The sequence below is a fragment of the Plantactinospora sp. KBS50 genome, from assembly GCF_002285795.1.
Classification (GTDB): domain Bacteria; phylum Actinomycetota; class Actinomycetes; order Mycobacteriales; family Micromonosporaceae; genus KBS50.
On record NZ_CP022961.1, the window covers coordinates 1,019,743 to 1,036,908 of the forward strand.

General features: G+C 72.4%; 12 protein-coding genes and 1 pseudogene. 7 read left to right on the plus strand and 6 right to left on the minus strand.

Translation table 11 applies throughout. The annotated features are described in order from the left end of the window. Positions 1-74 precede the first annotated feature (74 nt). On the minus strand, positions 75-1,703 hold the full coding sequence (locus CIK06_RS04770; protein WP_095563800.1) for an ABC transporter substrate-binding protein: 1,629 nt from the start codon (positions 1,701-1,703) through the stop codon (positions 75-77). Between the two features lie 256 nt (positions 1,704-1,959). On the opposite strand from CIK06_RS04770, the gene CIK06_RS04775 reads away from it, so the two are divergent. The 3 genes from CIK06_RS04775 to CIK06_RS04785 all read left to right on the plus strand — a co-directional run bounded on the left by CIK06_RS04775 (position 1,960) and on the right by CIK06_RS04785 (position 5,304). Then, the gene (locus CIK06_RS04775) at positions 1,960-2,820 is read left to right on the plus strand and encodes a bifunctional methylenetetrahydrofolate dehydrogenase/methenyltetrahydrofolate cyclohydrolase (RefSeq protein ID WP_095563801.1); all 861 of its coding nucleotides are present in this window, start codon (positions 1,960-1,962) and stop codon (positions 2,818-2,820) included. 128 nt (positions 2,821-2,948) lie between these two features. Next, positions 2,949-3,899 (plus strand): malate dehydrogenase, encoded by a 951-nt coding sequence (gene mdh, locus CIK06_RS04780; RefSeq protein ID WP_095563802.1) that lies wholly within the window; start codon positions 2,949-2,951, stop codon positions 3,897-3,899. Between the two features lie 187 nt (positions 3,900-4,086). Then, positions 4,087-5,304, plus strand: coding sequence for an NADP-dependent isocitrate dehydrogenase (locus CIK06_RS04785; RefSeq protein ID WP_095563803.1), 1,218 nt, complete (start codon positions 4,087-4,089; stop codon positions 5,302-5,304). 114 nt (positions 5,305-5,418) lie between these two features. Here CIK06_RS04785 and galT read toward each other — a convergent pair whose 3' ends face one another. From galT to cysC, 3 genes are all read right to left on the minus strand, one after another. Further along, positions 5,419-6,612, minus strand: a complete 1,194-nt coding sequence (galT, locus tag CIK06_RS04790; protein WP_095563804.1) for a galactose-1-phosphate uridylyltransferase — start codon at positions 6,610-6,612, stop codon at positions 5,419-5,421. After that, on the minus strand, positions 6,609-7,391 hold the full coding sequence (locus CIK06_RS04795; protein ID WP_095563805.1) for a DeoR/GlpR family DNA-binding transcription regulator: 783 nt from the start codon (positions 7,389-7,391) through the stop codon (positions 6,609-6,611). Before CIK06_RS04795 ends, galT begins: the two co-directional genes overlap by 4 nt. A gap of 108 nt (positions 7,392-7,499) precedes the next feature. After that, the gene (cysC, locus tag CIK06_RS04800) at positions 7,500-9,029 is read right to left on the minus strand and encodes an adenylyl-sulfate kinase (protein ID WP_095563806.1); all 1,530 of its coding nucleotides are present in this window, start codon (positions 9,027-9,029) and stop codon (positions 7,500-7,502) included. 281 nt (positions 9,030-9,310) lie between these two features. Here cysC and CIK06_RS04805 point away from each other — a divergent pair, with 281 nt between their 5' ends. From CIK06_RS04805 to CIK06_RS04820, 4 genes and pseudogenes are all read left to right on the plus strand, one after another. Then, positions 9,311-10,231, plus strand: a complete 921-nt coding sequence (locus CIK06_RS04805) for an ABC transporter ATP-binding protein (RefSeq protein WP_095563807.1) — start codon at positions 9,311-9,313, stop codon at positions 10,229-10,231. Further along, positions 10,218-11,119: pseudogene (locus CIK06_RS04810) on the plus strand (ABC transporter permease). Before CIK06_RS04805 ends, CIK06_RS04810 begins: the two are co-directional and overlap by 14 nt. After that, complete coding sequence (locus tag CIK06_RS04815; RefSeq protein WP_095563808.1) at positions 11,116-12,081, plus strand: ABC transporter ATP-binding protein; 966 nt, start codon at positions 11,116-11,118, stop codon at positions 12,079-12,081. Before CIK06_RS04810 ends, CIK06_RS04815 begins: the two are co-directional and overlap by 4 nt. 5 nt (positions 12,082-12,086) lie before the next feature. Next, positions 12,087-12,800, plus strand: a complete 714-nt coding sequence (locus CIK06_RS04820) for an ABC transporter permease subunit (protein WP_095567569.1) — start codon at positions 12,087-12,089, stop codon at positions 12,798-12,800. 112 nt (positions 12,801-12,912) lie between these two features. Here CIK06_RS04820 and CIK06_RS04825 read toward each other — a convergent pair whose 3' ends face one another. Both CIK06_RS04825 and ppc read right to left on the minus strand, forming a co-directional pair. Then, a complete protein-coding gene (locus CIK06_RS04825) occupies positions 12,913-13,953 on the minus strand; it encodes an AI-2E family transporter (RefSeq protein WP_157756601.1) in 1,041 nt (346 codons plus the stop codon). Positions 13,954-14,318: 365 nt separating this feature from the next. Beyond that, entirely contained in the window at positions 14,319-17,111 is a 2,793-nt protein-coding gene (gene ppc / locus CIK06_RS04830) for a phosphoenolpyruvate carboxylase (protein ID WP_095563810.1), read from the minus strand. Between the last annotated feature and the right edge of the window lie 55 nt (positions 17,112-17,166).

The following is a 17,166-nucleotide window of genomic DNA, read 5'->3' on the forward strand; positions in this document are numbered from 1 at the left end:
CCGGGCGGCGCTGCCCGGGCCGGCACCCTGGTCGTTCCCCGCCGGTCGAGCCGGTGGCGGGGAAACGTCTCAGGTCAGGCGGTCTCGATCTCCAGCAGGTTGACCCGGGAGAACAGGTCCACCTCGACGTTCTTGACCTTGGTCGAGTGGCCGTAGGTGTTCTGCCCGAACCGCAGCGGGATCACCGGCAGGTCCTTGGCCAGGATGTCCTCGGCCTGCTGGTACTTCTTGATCGCCTCTTCCTCGGTCGGCGCGGCCGCGCCCTCCTTGACCAGCCTGTCGAACTCCTCGTTGCTGTAGCCGTAGTAGTTCGACGAGCCGTTGGTGCTGTACAGCGGGCCGAGGTAGTCCTCCATCGACGGGTAGTCCATCACCCAGCCCAGCCGGAACAGGCCCACCGGATCCTTCTTCTCGACCTTGGTGAGCAGGTCGGCGAACTTCGGCTCGGCGGTACCCACGCACTCCACGCCCAGGTTGGCCTTGAGCTGGTTGCAGGTGGCGTCGACCCAGTCCTTGTGGCCGCCGTCCCCGTTGTACGAGATCGTGATCTTGGATGGGCCGCCGGCCGCCGTGTAGAGCTGCTTCGCCTTGTCCGGGTCGAACGTGGCGGCGTCGCCGGCGGTGTTGGCGCGGTAGCCGGGCACGACCGGGGAGACGAACGAGCGGGCCGACTCCTGGGAGCCCTTGAAGATCGACGTGGTGATCTCGTCCCGGTCGATCGCCATCGAGATGGCGCGCCGCACGTCCGGGTTGCTGAACTCCTTCTGGAACGTGGGGAACGCCAGGAACTGGAACGACGACATCGGGCTGGTCTGGAACCGGCTGCCGAGGTCGGTCGGCGCGGTGCTCAGGTTCTCGGTGGGCACCATGGGGATCACGTCCAGGTTGTCCGCCAGCACGTCCGAGTACGCGGCGGTGAGCTGCTGGTAGATCCGGAACTCGACGCCGTCGACCTTCGGCTGCTGGCCGGGGAAGGCGTCGTACCTCTCCACCTCGACCCTGGCGTCGTGCTGCCAGGTGCCCTTCATCTTGAACGGGCCCTGGCCGATCGGCGCGCTCTCGTAGTCCGGGTCGAGCACGCCGGGCTCCGAGAACGCCGCCTGCGGCATCGGGTAGAAGGCGGTGTAGCCGAGCATGGTCCGGAAGTCGGTGTACGGCTGCGACAGCGTCACCGTGAAGGTGAGGTCGTCGACCTTCTTCAGGCCGGACAGCGTCTTGGCCGTCGGCTCCGGCGCCTGCTGCGGGCCGTCACCGTCCGGGTCCTGCGACTGCATGTCGTCGTAGCCGGCGATCTTCTCGAAGAAGTAGCTGTTGCCCTGGCCGTTGGGGCCGTACGCCCCGTAGTTCCAGGCGTTGATGTAGTCGTCCGAGGTGACCTTCTCGCCGTTGTGGAAGGTGTAGCCGGACTTGAGCCTGATCGTCCAGACCGTGTTGTCCGTGCTGGTCACCGACTCCGCGGCGACCTCGTACGGCTTGTTCTGGGCGTCGTAGTCGACAAGCGGACTGAACAGCGCGGCCAGCACCTGCGAACCGGACGTCTCGCTGGTGTTGGTCGGCACGAGGTGCTGCGGCTCGGCGATCTCGATGCTCACCGTGTCGTTCGCGTCGTTCGTGCCGGAACCGCCGCCGGTGCCGCAGGCCGCCAGCCCCAGCGTGGCGGCGAGCGGGAGCGCGGCCCAGGCGGCGAGCCTGCGAACCTGCATGGGGAATCCTCCTCATTCTCCGGACATCACGCAGGAACCCGCCATGGTTACGCTGCGCGATGCTGGGCAAAGGTAGGTCTTCCGGGCGCACTCGACAAATGCCACCGGCGGCGGCCGGTACCGAATGGGGTCGATGCCGGGTTTTCGGGCACGCGGAGTGAGGAAGCACACCGCCCGGGTGATCGCGATCGGCCGGAGTGCCGATCTGCCAGGGTGCGCGGGCTCCTCCCCGGTGCGAACGTGAGAGCATCGGCGTGTGACGGCGACCGTTCTGGATGGCAAGGCGACCGCGGCCGAGATCAAGGATGAACTGCGCATTCGGGTCAAGGCGTTGGCCGAGCGCGGGATCACCCCGGGCCTCGGCACCGTGCTGGTGGGTGACGACCCGGGCTCACAGGCGTACGTCAACGGCAAGCACCGGGACTGCGCCGAGGTGGGCATCGCGTCCATCCGCCGCGAGCTGCCCGCCGACGCCACGCAACAGCAGGTCGAGGCCGTGGTGGCGGAGCTGAACGCCGACCCGGCCTGCCACGGCTACATCGTGCAACTGCCGCTGCCGCCGCAGATCGACACCCAGCGGATCCTGGAACTCATCGACCCCGACAAGGACGCCGACGGCCTGCACCCGGTCAACCTCGGCCGGTTGGTGCTCGGCTACCCCGGACCGCTGCCGTGCACCCCGCGGGGCATCGTTGACCTGCTGCGCCGGCACGACGTGCCGCTGCGCGGCGCCGAGGTGGCGGTCGTCGGCCGGGGCAACACGGTGGGCCGGCCGATGGGCCTGCTGCTGACCCGGCGCAGCGAGAACGCCACCGTCACCCTCTGCCACACCGGCACCCTGGACCTCGCCGGGCACACCCGGGCCGCGGACATCGTGATCGTGGCCGCCGGGGTGCCGGGGCTGCTCACCACCGACATGGTGCGCCCCGGCGCCGTCGTGGTGGACGTGGGCATCACCCGGGTGATCGGCGCCGACGGCAAGGGCCGGTACACCGGCGACGTCGAGCCGGAGGTGGCCGACGTGGCCGGCGCGATCGTGCCGATGCCCGGCGGCGTCGGCCCGATGACCCGGGCCATGCTGCTGACCAACGTGGTGGAGCGCGCCGAACGCGGCTGAGCGCGGCGGGGCCCCGGCCGGCGGGCCGCTCGGTGATCTGCTGAACCGGCGGCGCCCCTGCCGGGTGGGGTGACACCATGGCTGATACGGTCCGGAAAAACCGTTGTGTATCAGAGAGTGGGACGACCATGGGCAAAAAGGTCACCGTCGTCGGCGCCGGCTTCTACGGGTCGACGACGGCGCAGCGCCTCGCCGAATACAACGTCTTCGACACCGTGGTGATCACCGACATCATCGACGGCAAGCCCGAGGGTCTGGCGCTGGACATCAACCAGTCGCGGCCGATCGAGGGCTTCGAGACCAAGGTCGTGGGCCAGACCACCGGGAAGAACGGCGAGGGGTACGAGGCCATCGAGGGCTCGGACGTCGTCGTGATCACCGCGGGGCTGCCGCGGAAGCCCGGCATGAGCCGGATGGACCTGCTGGAGACCAACGCCAAGATCGTCCGGCAGGTCGCCGAGCAGGTCGCCAAGTACGCCCCGAACGCCGTGGTGATCGTGGTCTCCAACCCGCTGGACGAGATGACCGCCGTCGCCCAGTTGGCCACCCAGTTCCCGCGCAACCGCGTGATGGGCCAGGCCGGCATGCTGGACACCGCCCGGTTCACCAACTTCGTGGCCGAGGCGCTGGAGGTGCCGGTGGGCTCGGTGCGGACCCTGACGCTGGGCTCGCACGGCGACACGATGGTGCCGGTCCCGTCGCTGAGCACCGTGAACGGCAAGCCGCTGCGGGAGGTCATGCCCGCCGAGCAGATCGAGGACCTGGTGGTCCGTACCCGCAACGGCGGCGCCGAGGTGGTGGCGCTGCTCAAGACCGGTTCGGCCTACTACGCCCCGTCGGCGGCGGCGGCCCGGATGGCCCGCGCGGTCGCCGAGGACTCCGGCACGGTGCTGCCGGTCTGCGCCTGGGTGGACGGCGAGTACGGCATCTCCGGCGTCTACCTGGGGGTCGAGGCCGAGGTCGGTGCCGAGGGCATCCGCCGGGTGGTGGAGACCGACCTGGACGCCGACGAGCTGGCCAGCCTGAAGGCCGCCGCCGAGGCGGTCCGGGCCAAGCAGGCCGACGTCGCGAACATGTAGCTTCCCCGCTCACCGAGCAGTGCCGAGCGCCCCGCGGGTCGACCCGCGGGGCGCTCGGCGTGGATCGGGCGCCCCCGGGTGGAGTGGACGGTGCCGGGCGGGGTAACTGGCCGGCCGACCGCCGGCACCGCCACATGCAGTACGCTCGTACTGCTTGCATGAGTCCCCCGAGAGGAGCGCCCGGCCGATGGCGAAGATCAAGGTAACCAACCCGGTCGTAGAGCTCGACGGCGACGAGATGACCCGGATCATCTGGAAGCAGATCCGGGAGCAGTTGATCCTGCCCTACCTCGACGTCGACCTGCACTACTACGACCTGTCGATCCAGCACCGCGACGCCACCGACGACCAGGTGACCGTCGACGCGGCGAACGCCATCAAGCAGCACGGCGTGGGCGTGAAGTGCGCGACGATCACCCCGGACGAGGCCCGGGTCGAGGAGTTCGGCCTCAAGAAGATGTGGCGTTCGCCCAACGGCACGATCCGGAACATCCTCGGCGGCGTCGTCTTCCGCGAGCCGATCATCATGTCGAACGTGCCCCGCCTGGTACCCGGCTGGACCAAGCCGATCATCATCGGCCGGCACGCGCACGGCGACCAGTACCGGGCCAGCGACTTCGTCGTCCCCGGCCCCGGCACGGTGACGATCACCTACACCCCGGCCGACGGCGGCGAGCCGATCGAGATGGAGGTCGCCAAGTTCCCCGGCGGCGGCGTCGCGATGGGCATGTACAACTACGACGACAGCATCCGGGACTTCGCCCGGGCCAGCCTGCGGTACGGCCTGGACCGCGGCTACCCGGTCTACCTGTCCACCAAGAACACCATCCTCAAGGCGTACGACGGCCGGTTCAAGGACATCTTCGCCGAGGTGTACGAGAACGAGTTCAAGGCCGAGTTCGACGCGGCCGGCATCAGCTACGAGCACCGGCTGATCGACGACATGGTGGCCGCCGCGCTCAAGTGGGAGGGCGGCTTCGTCTGGGCCTGCAAGAACTACGACGGTGACGTGCAGTCCGACACCGTCGCGCAGGGCTTCGGCTCGCTCGGCCTGATGACCTCGGTGCTGATGACCCCGGACGGCCGGACGGTCGAGGCCGAGGCCGCGCACGGCACCGTCACCCGGCACTACCGGCAGTGGCAGAAGGGCGAGAAGACCTCGACCAACCCGATCGCGTCCATCTACGCCTGGACCCGGGGGCTGGCCCACCGCGGCAAGCTGGACGGCACCCCGGCGGTGTCCGAGTTCGCGGACACCCTGGAACAGGTCATCGTGGACACCGTCGAGGGCGGCCAGATGACCAAGGACCTGGCGCTGCTGATCTCCCGCGACGCACCGTGGCTGACCAGCGACGAGTTCATGGCCGCCCTGGACGGGAACCTGGCCGAGCGGCTCAACGGCTGACCGCGGACGGGGTCGGGGCGGTACCGGTAGCCCGCCGCCACGGCGGTCCGGTCGCACCCGGCGCCGTCACCAGGCAGCGACCCTCGTCGTTGTACCGGGTGGACGTGATGCCAGTCACGCCCACCCGTCCCTTCCCAGCGCGGGGGGCCCTGTCCCGGGCCCCCCGCACCCGTCTCCGGGTCCGGCTTTCCGCTGCCGGGTGCCCCGGGAGGCCGTGTGGGTGGCGCCGTCAGCCGGCGTCGCGGAGCCGCTGCGCGGCCTGCTCGGGGAGATGTCGTTGATGAAAACCCCCATCGCCGACTCGGAGCCGGCCAGGTACTTCAGCTTGTCGGCGGCGCGCCGGATGCTGAACACCTGCAGGTGCAGGTGGGCCAGCTCGCGGTCGACGCGGACCGGTGCCTGGTGCCAGGCCGCGATGTACGGCATCGGCCGGTCGAACAGCGCGTCGAAGCGGCGCAGCACGTCGAGGTAGAGCGGCCCGAACGCGGCCCGCTCGGCGTCGTCCAGGGCCGGGATGTCCGGGACCGCGCGGTGCGGCGCCAGGTGCACCTCGAACGGCCAGCGGGCGGCCGCCGGGACGTACGCGGTCCAGTGCTCGTTGCCGGCCACCACCCGGTCGCCGGCGGCCCGCTCGGCGGCCAGCACGTCCGCGTACAGGTTGCGCCCGCCGGTGGCCTCGGCGTGCCGGCGGGCCGCCGCGAGCATCGACCGACCGCGCGGCGTCAGGAACGGGTACGCGTAGATCTGCCCGTGCGGGTGGTGCAGCGTGACCCCGATCTCGACCCCCCGGTTCTCGAAGCAGAAGACCTGCTCGACGGCGGGTAGTTCGGACAGCCGCGCGGTCCGGTCGGCCCACGCCTCCAGCACCGTGCGGACCCGTTCGGGGGAGAGGGCGGCGAACGAGGCGTTGTGGTCGGCCGTGAAGCAGACCACCTCGCAGCGGCCGAGGCCGGGCCGGACCGGCGTGTACGGGGTCAGCTCGCCGGGCAGGTCGCCGACCCGGTCGCTCAGCGACGGGAAGCGGTTCTCGAACACCGCCACGTCGTAGTCGTAGGCGGGGATCTCGCTGGACCGCTCGGGGGTGGAGGGGCAGAGCGGGCACTCGTCGGCCGGCGGCAGGAACGTGCGGGTCTGCCGGTGCGCGGCCACGGCCACCCACTCGTCGACCAGCGGGTCGTACCGCAGTTGCGACGCCGGCGGCGGCGGGGGCAGGTCCCGGCGGTCCGGCATGCTCCGGTCTGCGCCCTCGTGCTCGTCGAAGTAGATGAGTTCCCGCCCGTCGGCGAGCCGCACCGCGGTGCGCTTCATTCCGTTCCACCTTCCGCGATCAGCAGTTCCACGCCCCGCTCGGCCAGGCTGGTGCGGGCCTCGGGCGGGAGGCCGGGGTCGGAGACCACCGCGTGCGCCGCCGCCAGTTCGGCGATGGAGGAGATGCCCTGGGTGCCCCACTTGGTGTGGTCGGTCAGCACCACGAGCCGGTCGGCGGCAGCCACCAGCGCGCGGTCCGTCTCGGCCTCCAGCAGGTTGGGGGTGCTGAAGCCGGCCCGCTCGCTCATCCCGTGCACGCCGAGGAACAGCAGGTCCACGTGCAGCGTCCGGAGCGCGGCCACCGCCACCGGGCCGACCAGGGCGTCCGACGGGGTACGCACACCGCCGGTGAGCACGACGGTCTGGTCCGCCCGGCCGGACCGGTGGAACACCTCGGCCGCCGGTATCGAGTTGGTCACCACGGTGAGCCGGGGCACCGTGACCAGGCGCCGGGCCAGTTCGGCGGTGGTGGTGCCGGCCGAGAGCGCGATGGCCGACCCGGCATCGACCAGCCCGGCGGCCCGGGCCGCGATGGCGGACTTCTCGCCGCGCTGCCGCGCCGACTTGGCCGCGAACCCCGGTTCGTCGGTGGATCCCGGCTGGGCGCGGGTGGCGCCGCCGTGCACCTTGGCCAGCAGCCCGCGTTCGGCCAGCGTCTCCAGGTCGCGCCGGACGGTCATGTCGGAGACGCCGAACTCGGCCGCGAGGTCGCTCACCCGGACCCCGCCGCTCACCCGGACCCGGTCGAGGATCGCCGCCTGGCGCTGTTGTGCCAGCACTACCGGGGTCCGGGCCTCGTCATGCCCCGACCCTACGTGATCACACGGATTCCAACAAATCCGAACACCGTTGCCCGATCACCCTCCGGCGGCCGGACAACCGCCCGCTCAGGCCGGCTGGATCCGCGGCTCGACCCACCCGGTCTCGGTCAGGTGGGCCAGCACCGCCTGCACCGCCTCCTCGATGGTGAACGCGCTGGTGTCCAGCACGAGATCGGCGTCCTCGGGCTCCTCGTACGGGTCGTCGACGCCGGTCATCCCGGTCAGCAGACCGGCCCGGGCGCGGGCGTAGAGGCCCTTGCGGTCCCGCCGCTCGCACACGTCCAGCGGGGTCGCGACGTACACCAGGATGAAGCCGGCGCCGGCGGTCAGCGCCATCTCCCGGGCCGTGTTGCGGGCCTGCGCGTACGGGGCGATCGGGCAGCACAGCGCCATTCCCCGGTGCCGGGCCACCTCCGCGGCCACCCAGCCGATCCGGCGCACGTTCAGGTCCCGGTCGGACTTGCTGAAGGTCAACCCGGCCGACAGTTCCCGGCGGACCACGTCGCCGTCCAGCAGCGTCACCGTGCGGTCGCCGTTCTCCCGCAGCGCGTCCGCGACCCCGCGGGCGATCGTCGACTTGCCGGAGCCGGACAGCCCGGTGAAGAAGAGCACCAGCCCGCGGTGCCGGCGCGGCGGACGCGCCCGGGACAGCTCCTTGGCCACGGCCGGCGGGGTGTGCCACTCCGGCAGCGGGAAGCCGCGGTCCAGCAGGTCGTCGATCTCCGCCGGGCTCAGCGCCAGCCGCCGGTTGCGCGGCGGGATGTCGTCCCGCCACCGCCACTGCCCGTCCCGGCTGTCGTACGCCAACTCCCGGGGCACCAGCACCCGCAGCCCGCCGCCGGAGAGCATCTCGCCGGTGGACAGCAGGTGGGTGACGCCGTACGCCGCGGCCACCCGGGCGCGCAGCAGCGCGTCGGAGATCTCGTCGCCCCGGCGGGCCAGCGGCACGGTGATCAGCGTGGCCGGCGGCATCCGGTCCCGGGCCGCGAAGACACACCGGATCAGGACCTCGGGGGGCAGCCCGTCCACGCTCGTCTCGCTGCTGGGAATGAGCACCAGCAGGTGCGCCGCGAGCGTCCGGGCGGCGTGCGCGATCTGCGCGAGCTGCGGGCGGTGCAGCGGCCGGTCGGCGATCACCCCGAGCACCCGGCCCGGCGGGAGCAGCCCGCGCACCTCGGCGGGAGTGCGCCGGAGCCGCTGGAACGGCCCCTGACCGCCGTCGCCCAACCGGCGTACCGGGCCGCCGAGACCGACCCACCCCTCCCGGGCCGCCCAGACGTCGGTGATCTCCATGACCGCCACCGGCGCGCCCTCCGCGTCGGTGAGCACCAGCGCACGCCGCAGCGGATCGCCCAGTTCCAGATCGTTGGCCAGGTCGGCGGGGACCTGCAACGTCACCGGTACCGACCAGGGCGTGCCGTCCTCCAGCCGTCCCCGGCGGGCCAGGGCGGTGAGGTCGGCCCGGCTCATGAAGCCGGACAGCGGCGTGTACGCCCCGTCCAGCAGCAGCTCCAGGTCGGCCAACTCGTGGGGACGCGGCGTGTACGCCGGCGCCTCACGTAGCACCTCGTCGGGCAGCGTCCACCCGTTGCTCATCGAACCCCCAACTTCGTGGCCGGCACACAGTTTCTCAGTCGACCGCGGATCGGTCGAGAGTGCCACTCGACGTACTGGTGTCGAAGCCGTCTCAGGTGCGCGCCAGCGGCGGTCGCGGGCGCGTCCCGCGGCGTCCCGTGGCGGCCGTCGGCGGCCCGGATCCGCCGGCGCCCCGGGGTGGGCCGCGGCGAGGATTCCCTGAGGCGATCTCGGGGAGGATCAGGGGACGACCAGGGTCCGTGGTGGTCGCCGGGGATGCATCCGCTTTCTAGGCTGAGCCCGTGACAGTTCTCGCGACCCAGTCGCTGACCAAGACGTACGGCGGGCGGGTGACCGCTTTGTCCGATCTCACGGTCACGGTCGAGCCCGGCATCGTCGGGCTGGTCGGCGCGAATGGTGCCGGCAAGTCCACCTTCATCAAGATCATGCTTGGGCTGCTGGCCCCGACCAGCGGCTCGGCGCGGGTGCTCGGCATCGATCCCGTCGTCGATCCGGCCGCCGTGCGGACCCGGGTGGGCTACATGCCCGAGCACGACTGCCTGCCGCCCGACCTGACCGCCGCCGAGTTCGTCACCCACATGGGGCGGATCGGCGGGCTGCCCAAGACCGCCGCCCGGGAACGGGCGTCCGAGGCGCTGCGGCACGTCGGGCTGTACGAGGAGCGCTACCGGCAGGTCGGCGGCTACTCCACCGGCATGAAGCAGCGGGTCAAGCTGGCCCAGGCGCTGGTGCACGACCCGGACCTGCTGCTGCTGGACGAGCCGACCAACGGGCTCGACCCGGCCGGCCGGGAGGCCATGCTCACGCTGATCCACCGGATCGGCACCGAGTTCGGCATCTCCGTGGTGGTCTGCTCGCACCTGCTGGGCGAGGTGGAGCGGATCTGCGACGCGCTCGTCGCCATCGAGGGCGGCCGGCTGCTGCGCTCGGCCAACATGTCCGCGATGACCTCGGCCACCGACGTCCTCTCGATCGAGGTCAGCGAGGGCACCGAACAACTCGCGGCCCGGCTGGCCGAGCTGCGCCTGCCGGTCAGCCGGGAGGGCCGGCTGCTGCTGGTCCCGCTCACGGCCGAGCAGACGTACGACGTGATCCTGACCGCGGTGGCCGACCTGGACCTGCCGCTACACCGCCTCGACCAGCGCCGGCACCGGGTGGCCGAGCTGTTCGCCAGCAAGGAGGCCACCAGTGTCAACGGCTGAGACCCGGGCCACCACCCCGGACGGGGTGATCCACGACATCGGCTACCGGCGCTACACCGGGCCGCGGCTGGGCCGCCGACACATCGTCACCGCGCTGTACGCGCACGCGCTGCGGACCGCGTTCGGATTCGGCCGCAGCGCCAAGGCGAAGATCTTCCCCTGGCTGATCGTCGGCATCGTGACCGTGGTCGCCGCCGTGGCCATCGCGGTGCGCGCCCAGTTCGGCCAGGTGGTGTTCACCTACGCCCAGTTCGCCAGCCAGATGAGCTGGCTGGTCATCTTCTTCGTCGCGGTGGTCGCCCCCGAACTGGTCTCCCGGGACCTGCGCAGCGGGGTGCTGCCGCTGTACTTCTCCCGGCCGCTGGCCCGGTCGGACTACGCGCTGGCCAAGCTCGCGGCCCTGGCCACCGCGGTGTGGCTGCTGCTGGGCGGGCCGCAGGTGCTGATGTTCATCGGCGCCGCGTTCTCCACCGGGAACGGCCTGCGGGGGCGTGGGACGAGTTCACCGACCTCGTGCCCGGCGTGCTCTACGCCGGCATCTGGGCGCTGGTCTTCGCGGCCGTGGCGCTGCTGGTGGCCTCGCTGTCCGGAAAGCGTGCCATCGCGGCCGGCGCGGTGGTGGCCGTCTTCCTGATGACCACGCCGATCGTGGGGGTGCTGTCGGTGCTGCCCTCGCAGACCGCAAACCAACTCGCCGGGCTGGCCTCGCCGAGCAGCCTCGTCGGCGGGGTGGGCGCCTGGCTGTTCCGCGGCGTGCTGTCCGCGAACGACCGCGAGCTGCTCTCGATCGGCAGCTTCGGCCCGGTCTACGGCCTGGCCGCCGTGGTCCTGGTGGCCGGCTGCGTCGCCCTGCTGCTGGCCCGCTACCGGAAGGTCGCCGCCCGATGAGCAACGTGTCCACTCCCGTCGCGTCCGCCCCGGATCGCCGGACCACCACACCGGCCCTGGTGGAGCTGGCCGGCGTGTCCCGCTGGTACGGCAACGTGGTGGCGGCCAACGACATCACCATGACCCTCGGCCCGGGCGTGACCGGCCTGCTCGGGCCGAACGGCGCCGGAAAGACCACCCTGCTGCACATGATGGCCGGCTTCCTGGCCCCGTCCCGCGGACGGGTCACCGTGGCCGGCGCGCCGACCTGGCGCAACCCGGACGTGTACCGCCGGCTCGGCCTGGTCAGCGAGCGGGAGGCCGTGCACACGTTCCTGTCCGGGTACGAGTTCGTGCTGGCCAGCGCCCGGCTGCACCGGCTGGCGAAGCCGGCGGAGGCGGCCCGCCGGGCGGTCGAACTGGTGGAGATGACCGACGCGCAGGACCGCAGGATCGAGACGTACTCCAAGGGCATGCGGCAGCGGATCCGGGTCGCGGCGGCGCTGGTGCACGAGCCCCAGGTGCTGCTGCTGGACGAGCCGTTCAACGGCATGGACCCGCGGCAGCGGCTGCACATGATGGAGCTGCTGCACCAGCTCGGCGCCGCCGGGCGGACGATCCTGTTCAGCTCGCACATCCTGGAGGAGGTCGAGCAGCTCTCCGGCACCGTCCAGGTGATCGTCGCGGGCCGGCTGGCGGCCTCCGGCGACTTCCGCACCATCCGGCGGCTGATGACCAACCGGCCGCACGTCTTCGTCCTCCAGTCCAGCGACGACCGCGCGCTGGCCGTCGCGCTGATGGCCGAGGCGTCGGTGACCGGCGTGGAACTCGACCGGACCGGCCTGACCGTGCGGGCCGGGGACTACGGCAGCTTCACCCGGGCCCTGCCGAAGGTCGCCCTGCGGTCCGGCATCCGGGTCCGCCGACTGATCCCGTCGGACGAGTCCCTGGAGAGCGTCTTCTCCTACCTCGTGGAGGCATGAGCACCATGAACGCGACAATCGCCTGGATCACCGCGCGGGGGCTCTTCGGCCGGCGCCGGTTCCTGCTGCTGCTGCCGCTGCCGGCGTTGCTGGTCCTGCTGGCCGTGCTGGCCCGCACGGCCGGTGTCGACCCGGGGCAGTGGGCGCCGCCCGTGCTGATCGGGCTCGGGCTGGCCGTGGTGCTGCCCGTCGTGGCGCTGATCGTCGGCACCGGGGTGCTCGGTTCGGAGATCGAGGACGGCACGATCGTGCACATCCTCACGAAGCCCATCCCGCGCTGGCAGGTCATCCTGCCCAAGCTCGCGGTGGCCTCCGGGGTCACGGCGATCACCGTCGCCATCCCGCTGTACGTCGGGGGCGTACTGGCCGATTCGGTACGCCTCGGCCTGGCCCTCGCCGCGGCCGGCGCGGTCGGCGCGGTCGCGTACTCGGCGGTGTTCCTGGCGCTCAGCCTGCTCACCCGCCGGCCGGTGCTGCTCGGGCTGGTCTACGTGCTGATCTGGGAGGGGCTGCTCACCAACCTGGTCAGCGGCACCGCGGTGCTCTCCATCCAGCAGTACGTGCTCACCATCACCGACCGGCTCGCGCCCAGCGAGCTGCTGGCGCACAACGTCTCGCTGCCGGTGGCTCTCGGGATGACCGGGGTGATCGTGGTGGGCTTCACGGCGCTGGCGGTCCAGCGGCTGCGCTCGTTCAGCATGGCCGGCGAGACGAGCTGACCGGACCGGACGGGACGACCGGGCCGGCGGTTCACCAGGGTTTGGCCGGGCCGGCGGATCACCGCGGTCCGGCCACGTCGGCGGATCACCGCGGTCCGGCCACGCCGGCGGATCACCGCGGTCCGGCCGGCCCGGCCGGGCCGCGGTGCAGCAGGACCGCGCCGGAGCGGTACAGCACGGCGAGCGTCGGCACCGCGACGATCGCGCCGATGATGCCCGCGGTGAGCGTTCCGGCGGCCACCGCGAGCAGCACCAGCGCCGGGTGCAGCCGCAGCGCCCGGCCCACGATCACCGGCTCCAGCAGGTTGCCCTCCAACTGCTGCACGGCGATCACCGAGACGAGCACGAGCAGCGCGTCGGTCGGCCCGTTGGCGACCAGGGCCACCAGCACGGCGGCGGCACCGGCGACGGTGGCGCCGACGATCGGGATGAACCCGCCGAGGAAGGTCAGCAGCGCGAGCGGGGCCACCAGCGGCACGTCGATCACCAGCAGGGCGATGCCGATGCCCACGGCGTCCACGGCGGCCACCGACACCTGCCCGAGGATGTAGCGGCTCACCGTCGACCAGCCCACCTCGCCGGCCTCGACGAGCGTGTCCCGATGGCGCTCCGGGAACAGCCGCAGGAAACGGTGCCAGATCCGATCGCCGTCGCGGAGCAGGAAGAACAGCAGCACCACGGCGAGCAGCGCGCCGCCGAGGCCCTCGATGGTGCTGGAGGCGGTGGCGGCCGGATCGATGTCGGTCTTCTCCAGGTACCGCCGGCCGGCGCGGACCAGGGCGTCGAGCTGCCGCTCGTTGATCGGGATCGGGCCGGTGGAGATGGCCCCGCGCACGTCCCGCAGCCCGCTGGAGAGCGTCGAGCCGAGGTCGGCGAACTGGCTGGCCACCTGCTCGGTCACCAGCCACGCCGTGCCGGCCAGCCCGAGCACCAGCACGACCACGCCGCCCAGGGCGGCCAGGCTGCGCGGCAGCCGGATCCGCCGCAGCAGCCGGTTCACCGGGTGCAGCAGCGCCGCCAGCAGGAACGCCGCGGCCACCGCCACCGAGAGGGTGGCCAGCGCGGTCAGGATCCGGCCCAGCAGGTAGCCGGCCGCGACCAGGGCCACCAGGCAGACGCTGTAGAGCGCGGACACCCGCAGCGGCCAGGGCACGGCCTGCCAGGCGCTGCGGACCGGCTCGGCCGGGTCCCGGACCGGCTCGGCCGGGTCTGAGGTCCGCTCGACCGGGTCTGAGGCCGGATCGGCCGGGTCTGAGGCCGGATCAGCCGGGTCTGAGGTCCGCTCGACCGGGTCTGAGGTCGGCTCGGCCGGGTCTGAGGCCGGATCCCGGGCCGGCTCGGCCGGGTCCCGGACCGGGCGACGGCGGCCCGGGCCGACGGCGCGGCGAGCCGGTCCCCTGGGCACGATCTCTTTCTAGCCGGTCCGACCGGCCCGGGACCGGGCTTTGTCGAGTCCGGCCACCAACCGGGGCCCTTCCCCCGCCGAAAGGCGCCGGGAAGAGCCCCGTCCGGCCCGGATCAGCCGGTGTTGCGCATGCCGGCGGCGATGCCGTTGACCGTGGTGAGCAGGGCGCGCTCCAGCGCCGTACCCTCGCCGGGTGCCCGCCGGCCGCCCGGCGCGGTGGCCACCGCCCGCCCGGCCAGCCCGGACTCGCGGTACTGGCGCAGCAGCGCCACCTGGAGGTGGTGCAGCGGCCGCAGGTAGGTGTCCCGGACCGCGAGCGTGCGTTGCAGCACCGGCGAGTTCTCCAGCAGCGCCGGGGACGCGGTGATGGCCAGCACCTCGCGCTTGGTCAGCTCGTACTCCTCGGAGATCGTCTCGAAGATCGGGTGCAGCGGCTCGGGCACCAGGGTCTCGACGTACCGGCGGGCGATCGTGAGATCGGTCTTGGTCAGCATCATCTCGACGTTCGACAGGAACGTGCGGAAGAAGTGCCAGCTGCGGTGCATCTCGGCCAGGATGTCGCCGTGGCCGGCCGCGCGGGCGGCGGCCAGGCCGGAGCCCACGCCGAACCAGCCGGGCACGATCTGCCGGGTCTGCGTCCAGCCGAAGACCCACGGGATCGCGCGCAACCCGGCCAGCCCGGCGCCGGTGTTCGGCCGCTTCGCCGGCCGGGAGCCGATGTTCAGCGCGCCGAGCAGCTCGGTCGGGGTCGCCGCCCAGAAGTAGGCCGGCAGGTCGGGGTTCTCCACGAGCGAGCGGTACGACCGGAAGGCGGCCTCGGAGACCACGTCCATGGTCGCGTCCCAGCGCTCCAACTGCTCGGCCGGCTGCCGGGGCGCGGTGTGCAGCAGCGCGCTCTGCAACACCGCGGCGATGGTCAGCTCCAGGTTCTCCCGGGCCAGCGAGGGCAGGCTGTACTTGTCGGAGATCACCTCGCCCTGCTCGGTGACCTTTATCGCACCGTCAAGCGTGCCGTACGGCTGGGCCAGGATCGCCTCGTGGGTGGGGCCGCCGCCCCGCCCGACGGTGCCGCCCCGGCCGTGGAACAGGCGCAGCCGCACGCCGTGCCGGGCGGCCACGTCGCGCAGCGCCCGCTGCGCCCGGTGGATCGACCACTGCGAGGTGGTGATCCCGGCCTCCTTGTTGGAGTCGGAGTACCCGAGCATCACCTCCTGCACGTGGCCGCGGGCGGCGACCACGGCCCGGTACGCGGGCAGCGACAGCAGCTCGTCCAGGAGTTCGCCGCCGGCGTTCAGCTCGGCCGGCGTCTCCAGCAGCGGCACGAAGCCGATCCGGGCCCGGCCGCTGTGCACGTCCACCAGCCCGGCCTCCCGGGCCAGCACCACGGCCGCGAGCACGTCGTCCACGCCGAGGGTCATCGAGATGATGTACGACTCGATGACCTCCTCGCCGAAGCGTTCCTGCGTCTCCCGGATCGCCGCGAACACGTCGAAGGTCTTGCGGGCGGCCTCGGTGAGCGGGGTGTCCACGGCGGCCAGCGGCCGGCGGCCGGTCAGCTCCTCGGAGAGCAGCTTCGCCCGTTCGGCCCGGCCCAGCCCGGGGTAGTCGGTCGCCTCGCCCACGTGGCTGTAGAACTGCGCGAGCACCGCGTGGTGCGCCTCGGCGTGCTCCCGGATGTCCATGGTGGCCAGATGCAGGCCGAAGCTGGAGATGGTCCGGATCGCCGAGGCCAGCCGGCCCATGGCGGTGAGCTGGCCCGCGTTGCGGGCCAGCGAGGCGCGCATCAGCTCCAGGTCGCCGATCAGCTCGGCGCTGCCCCGGTAGTCGCGCCCCGGTACGTGTGGGGTGCCCTGCCGCAGCCGGCGCCGGGTGTTGGCGAGCTTGGCCAGCACGCAGCGCGCCTTGAGCCGGTACGGCTCCTCGGCGTTGACCCGGCGGAACCGGGTGGCCACCTCGGGCAGCGCGTCGAGGTCCTTGGCCAGGCTGGCCGACAGGTCCAGGGACACCCCGCGCAGCCGGCGGGACACCGACACCTCGTTGATCAGTGCGTCCATCGCCTGCTCGGTGGCGGTGAGCCCGTGTTCGTACTGGATGTGCAGCACCTCGCGGGTCACCTGGGGGGTGACGAACGGGTTGCCGTCCCGGTCCCCGCCGATCCAGGTGCCGAAGGTGAGCGGCCGGGCCGTGGGCGGGGTCTCCACGCCCAGCCCACGCAGGGTGTCGGCGAGGTTGTCCAGCACCTGCGGTGCGGCCTCGGCGTACAGGTCGCGCAGGTAGTAGATGGCGTTGCGGGCCTCGTCGGTCGGGTCCGGACGGTCCAGCCGCAGTTCGTCGGTCTGCCACAGCAGGTCGAGCAGTTCGGCGAGCCGGCGGTTGGCCGGGCCCTCGTCGGCGGCGCCGTACAGGATCGCGGCGGCGGCCTCGGCGTCCAGTTCGTCGGCGATGGCCCGCAGCTTGGTCAGGATCGACCGGCGGGCGGCCTCGGTGGGGTGTGCGGTGAAGACCGGCCGGACGGCCAGCCGCCGGGCCGCCTCGGCGATCTCGTCGGCCGGTACGCCGCGCTCGGCGATCAGCGATGCCGCCTGGTCCAGCCAGCCGCCGTTGACGGCCCGCTGCCGGCGCAGGTCCCGGGCCCGGTGCACCTGCTCGGTGATGTTGGCCAGGTGGAAGTAGGTGGAGAAGGCCCGGGCCAGCTTCGTGCCGGTGGCGATGTCCATGGCGCCCAGTCGGGCCGCCGCGGCCTCGGCGTCGGCGTCGGTGCGGACCAGCGCCCGGACCTCCTCGACGAGGTCCAGCAGCGGCGGGCCCTCCTGCCGGGCGAGGGTCTGCCCGAGCAGCGTGCCGAGCCGGCGGATGTCCGCCCGAAGTGCGGCGTCCGGGCCGCCGGGGTGATGGTGGTCGGTCATCGTGCGCTCCTTACGTTGGTACGAAGGACAGCGCTGTCCGACAAGTTGTGATGGT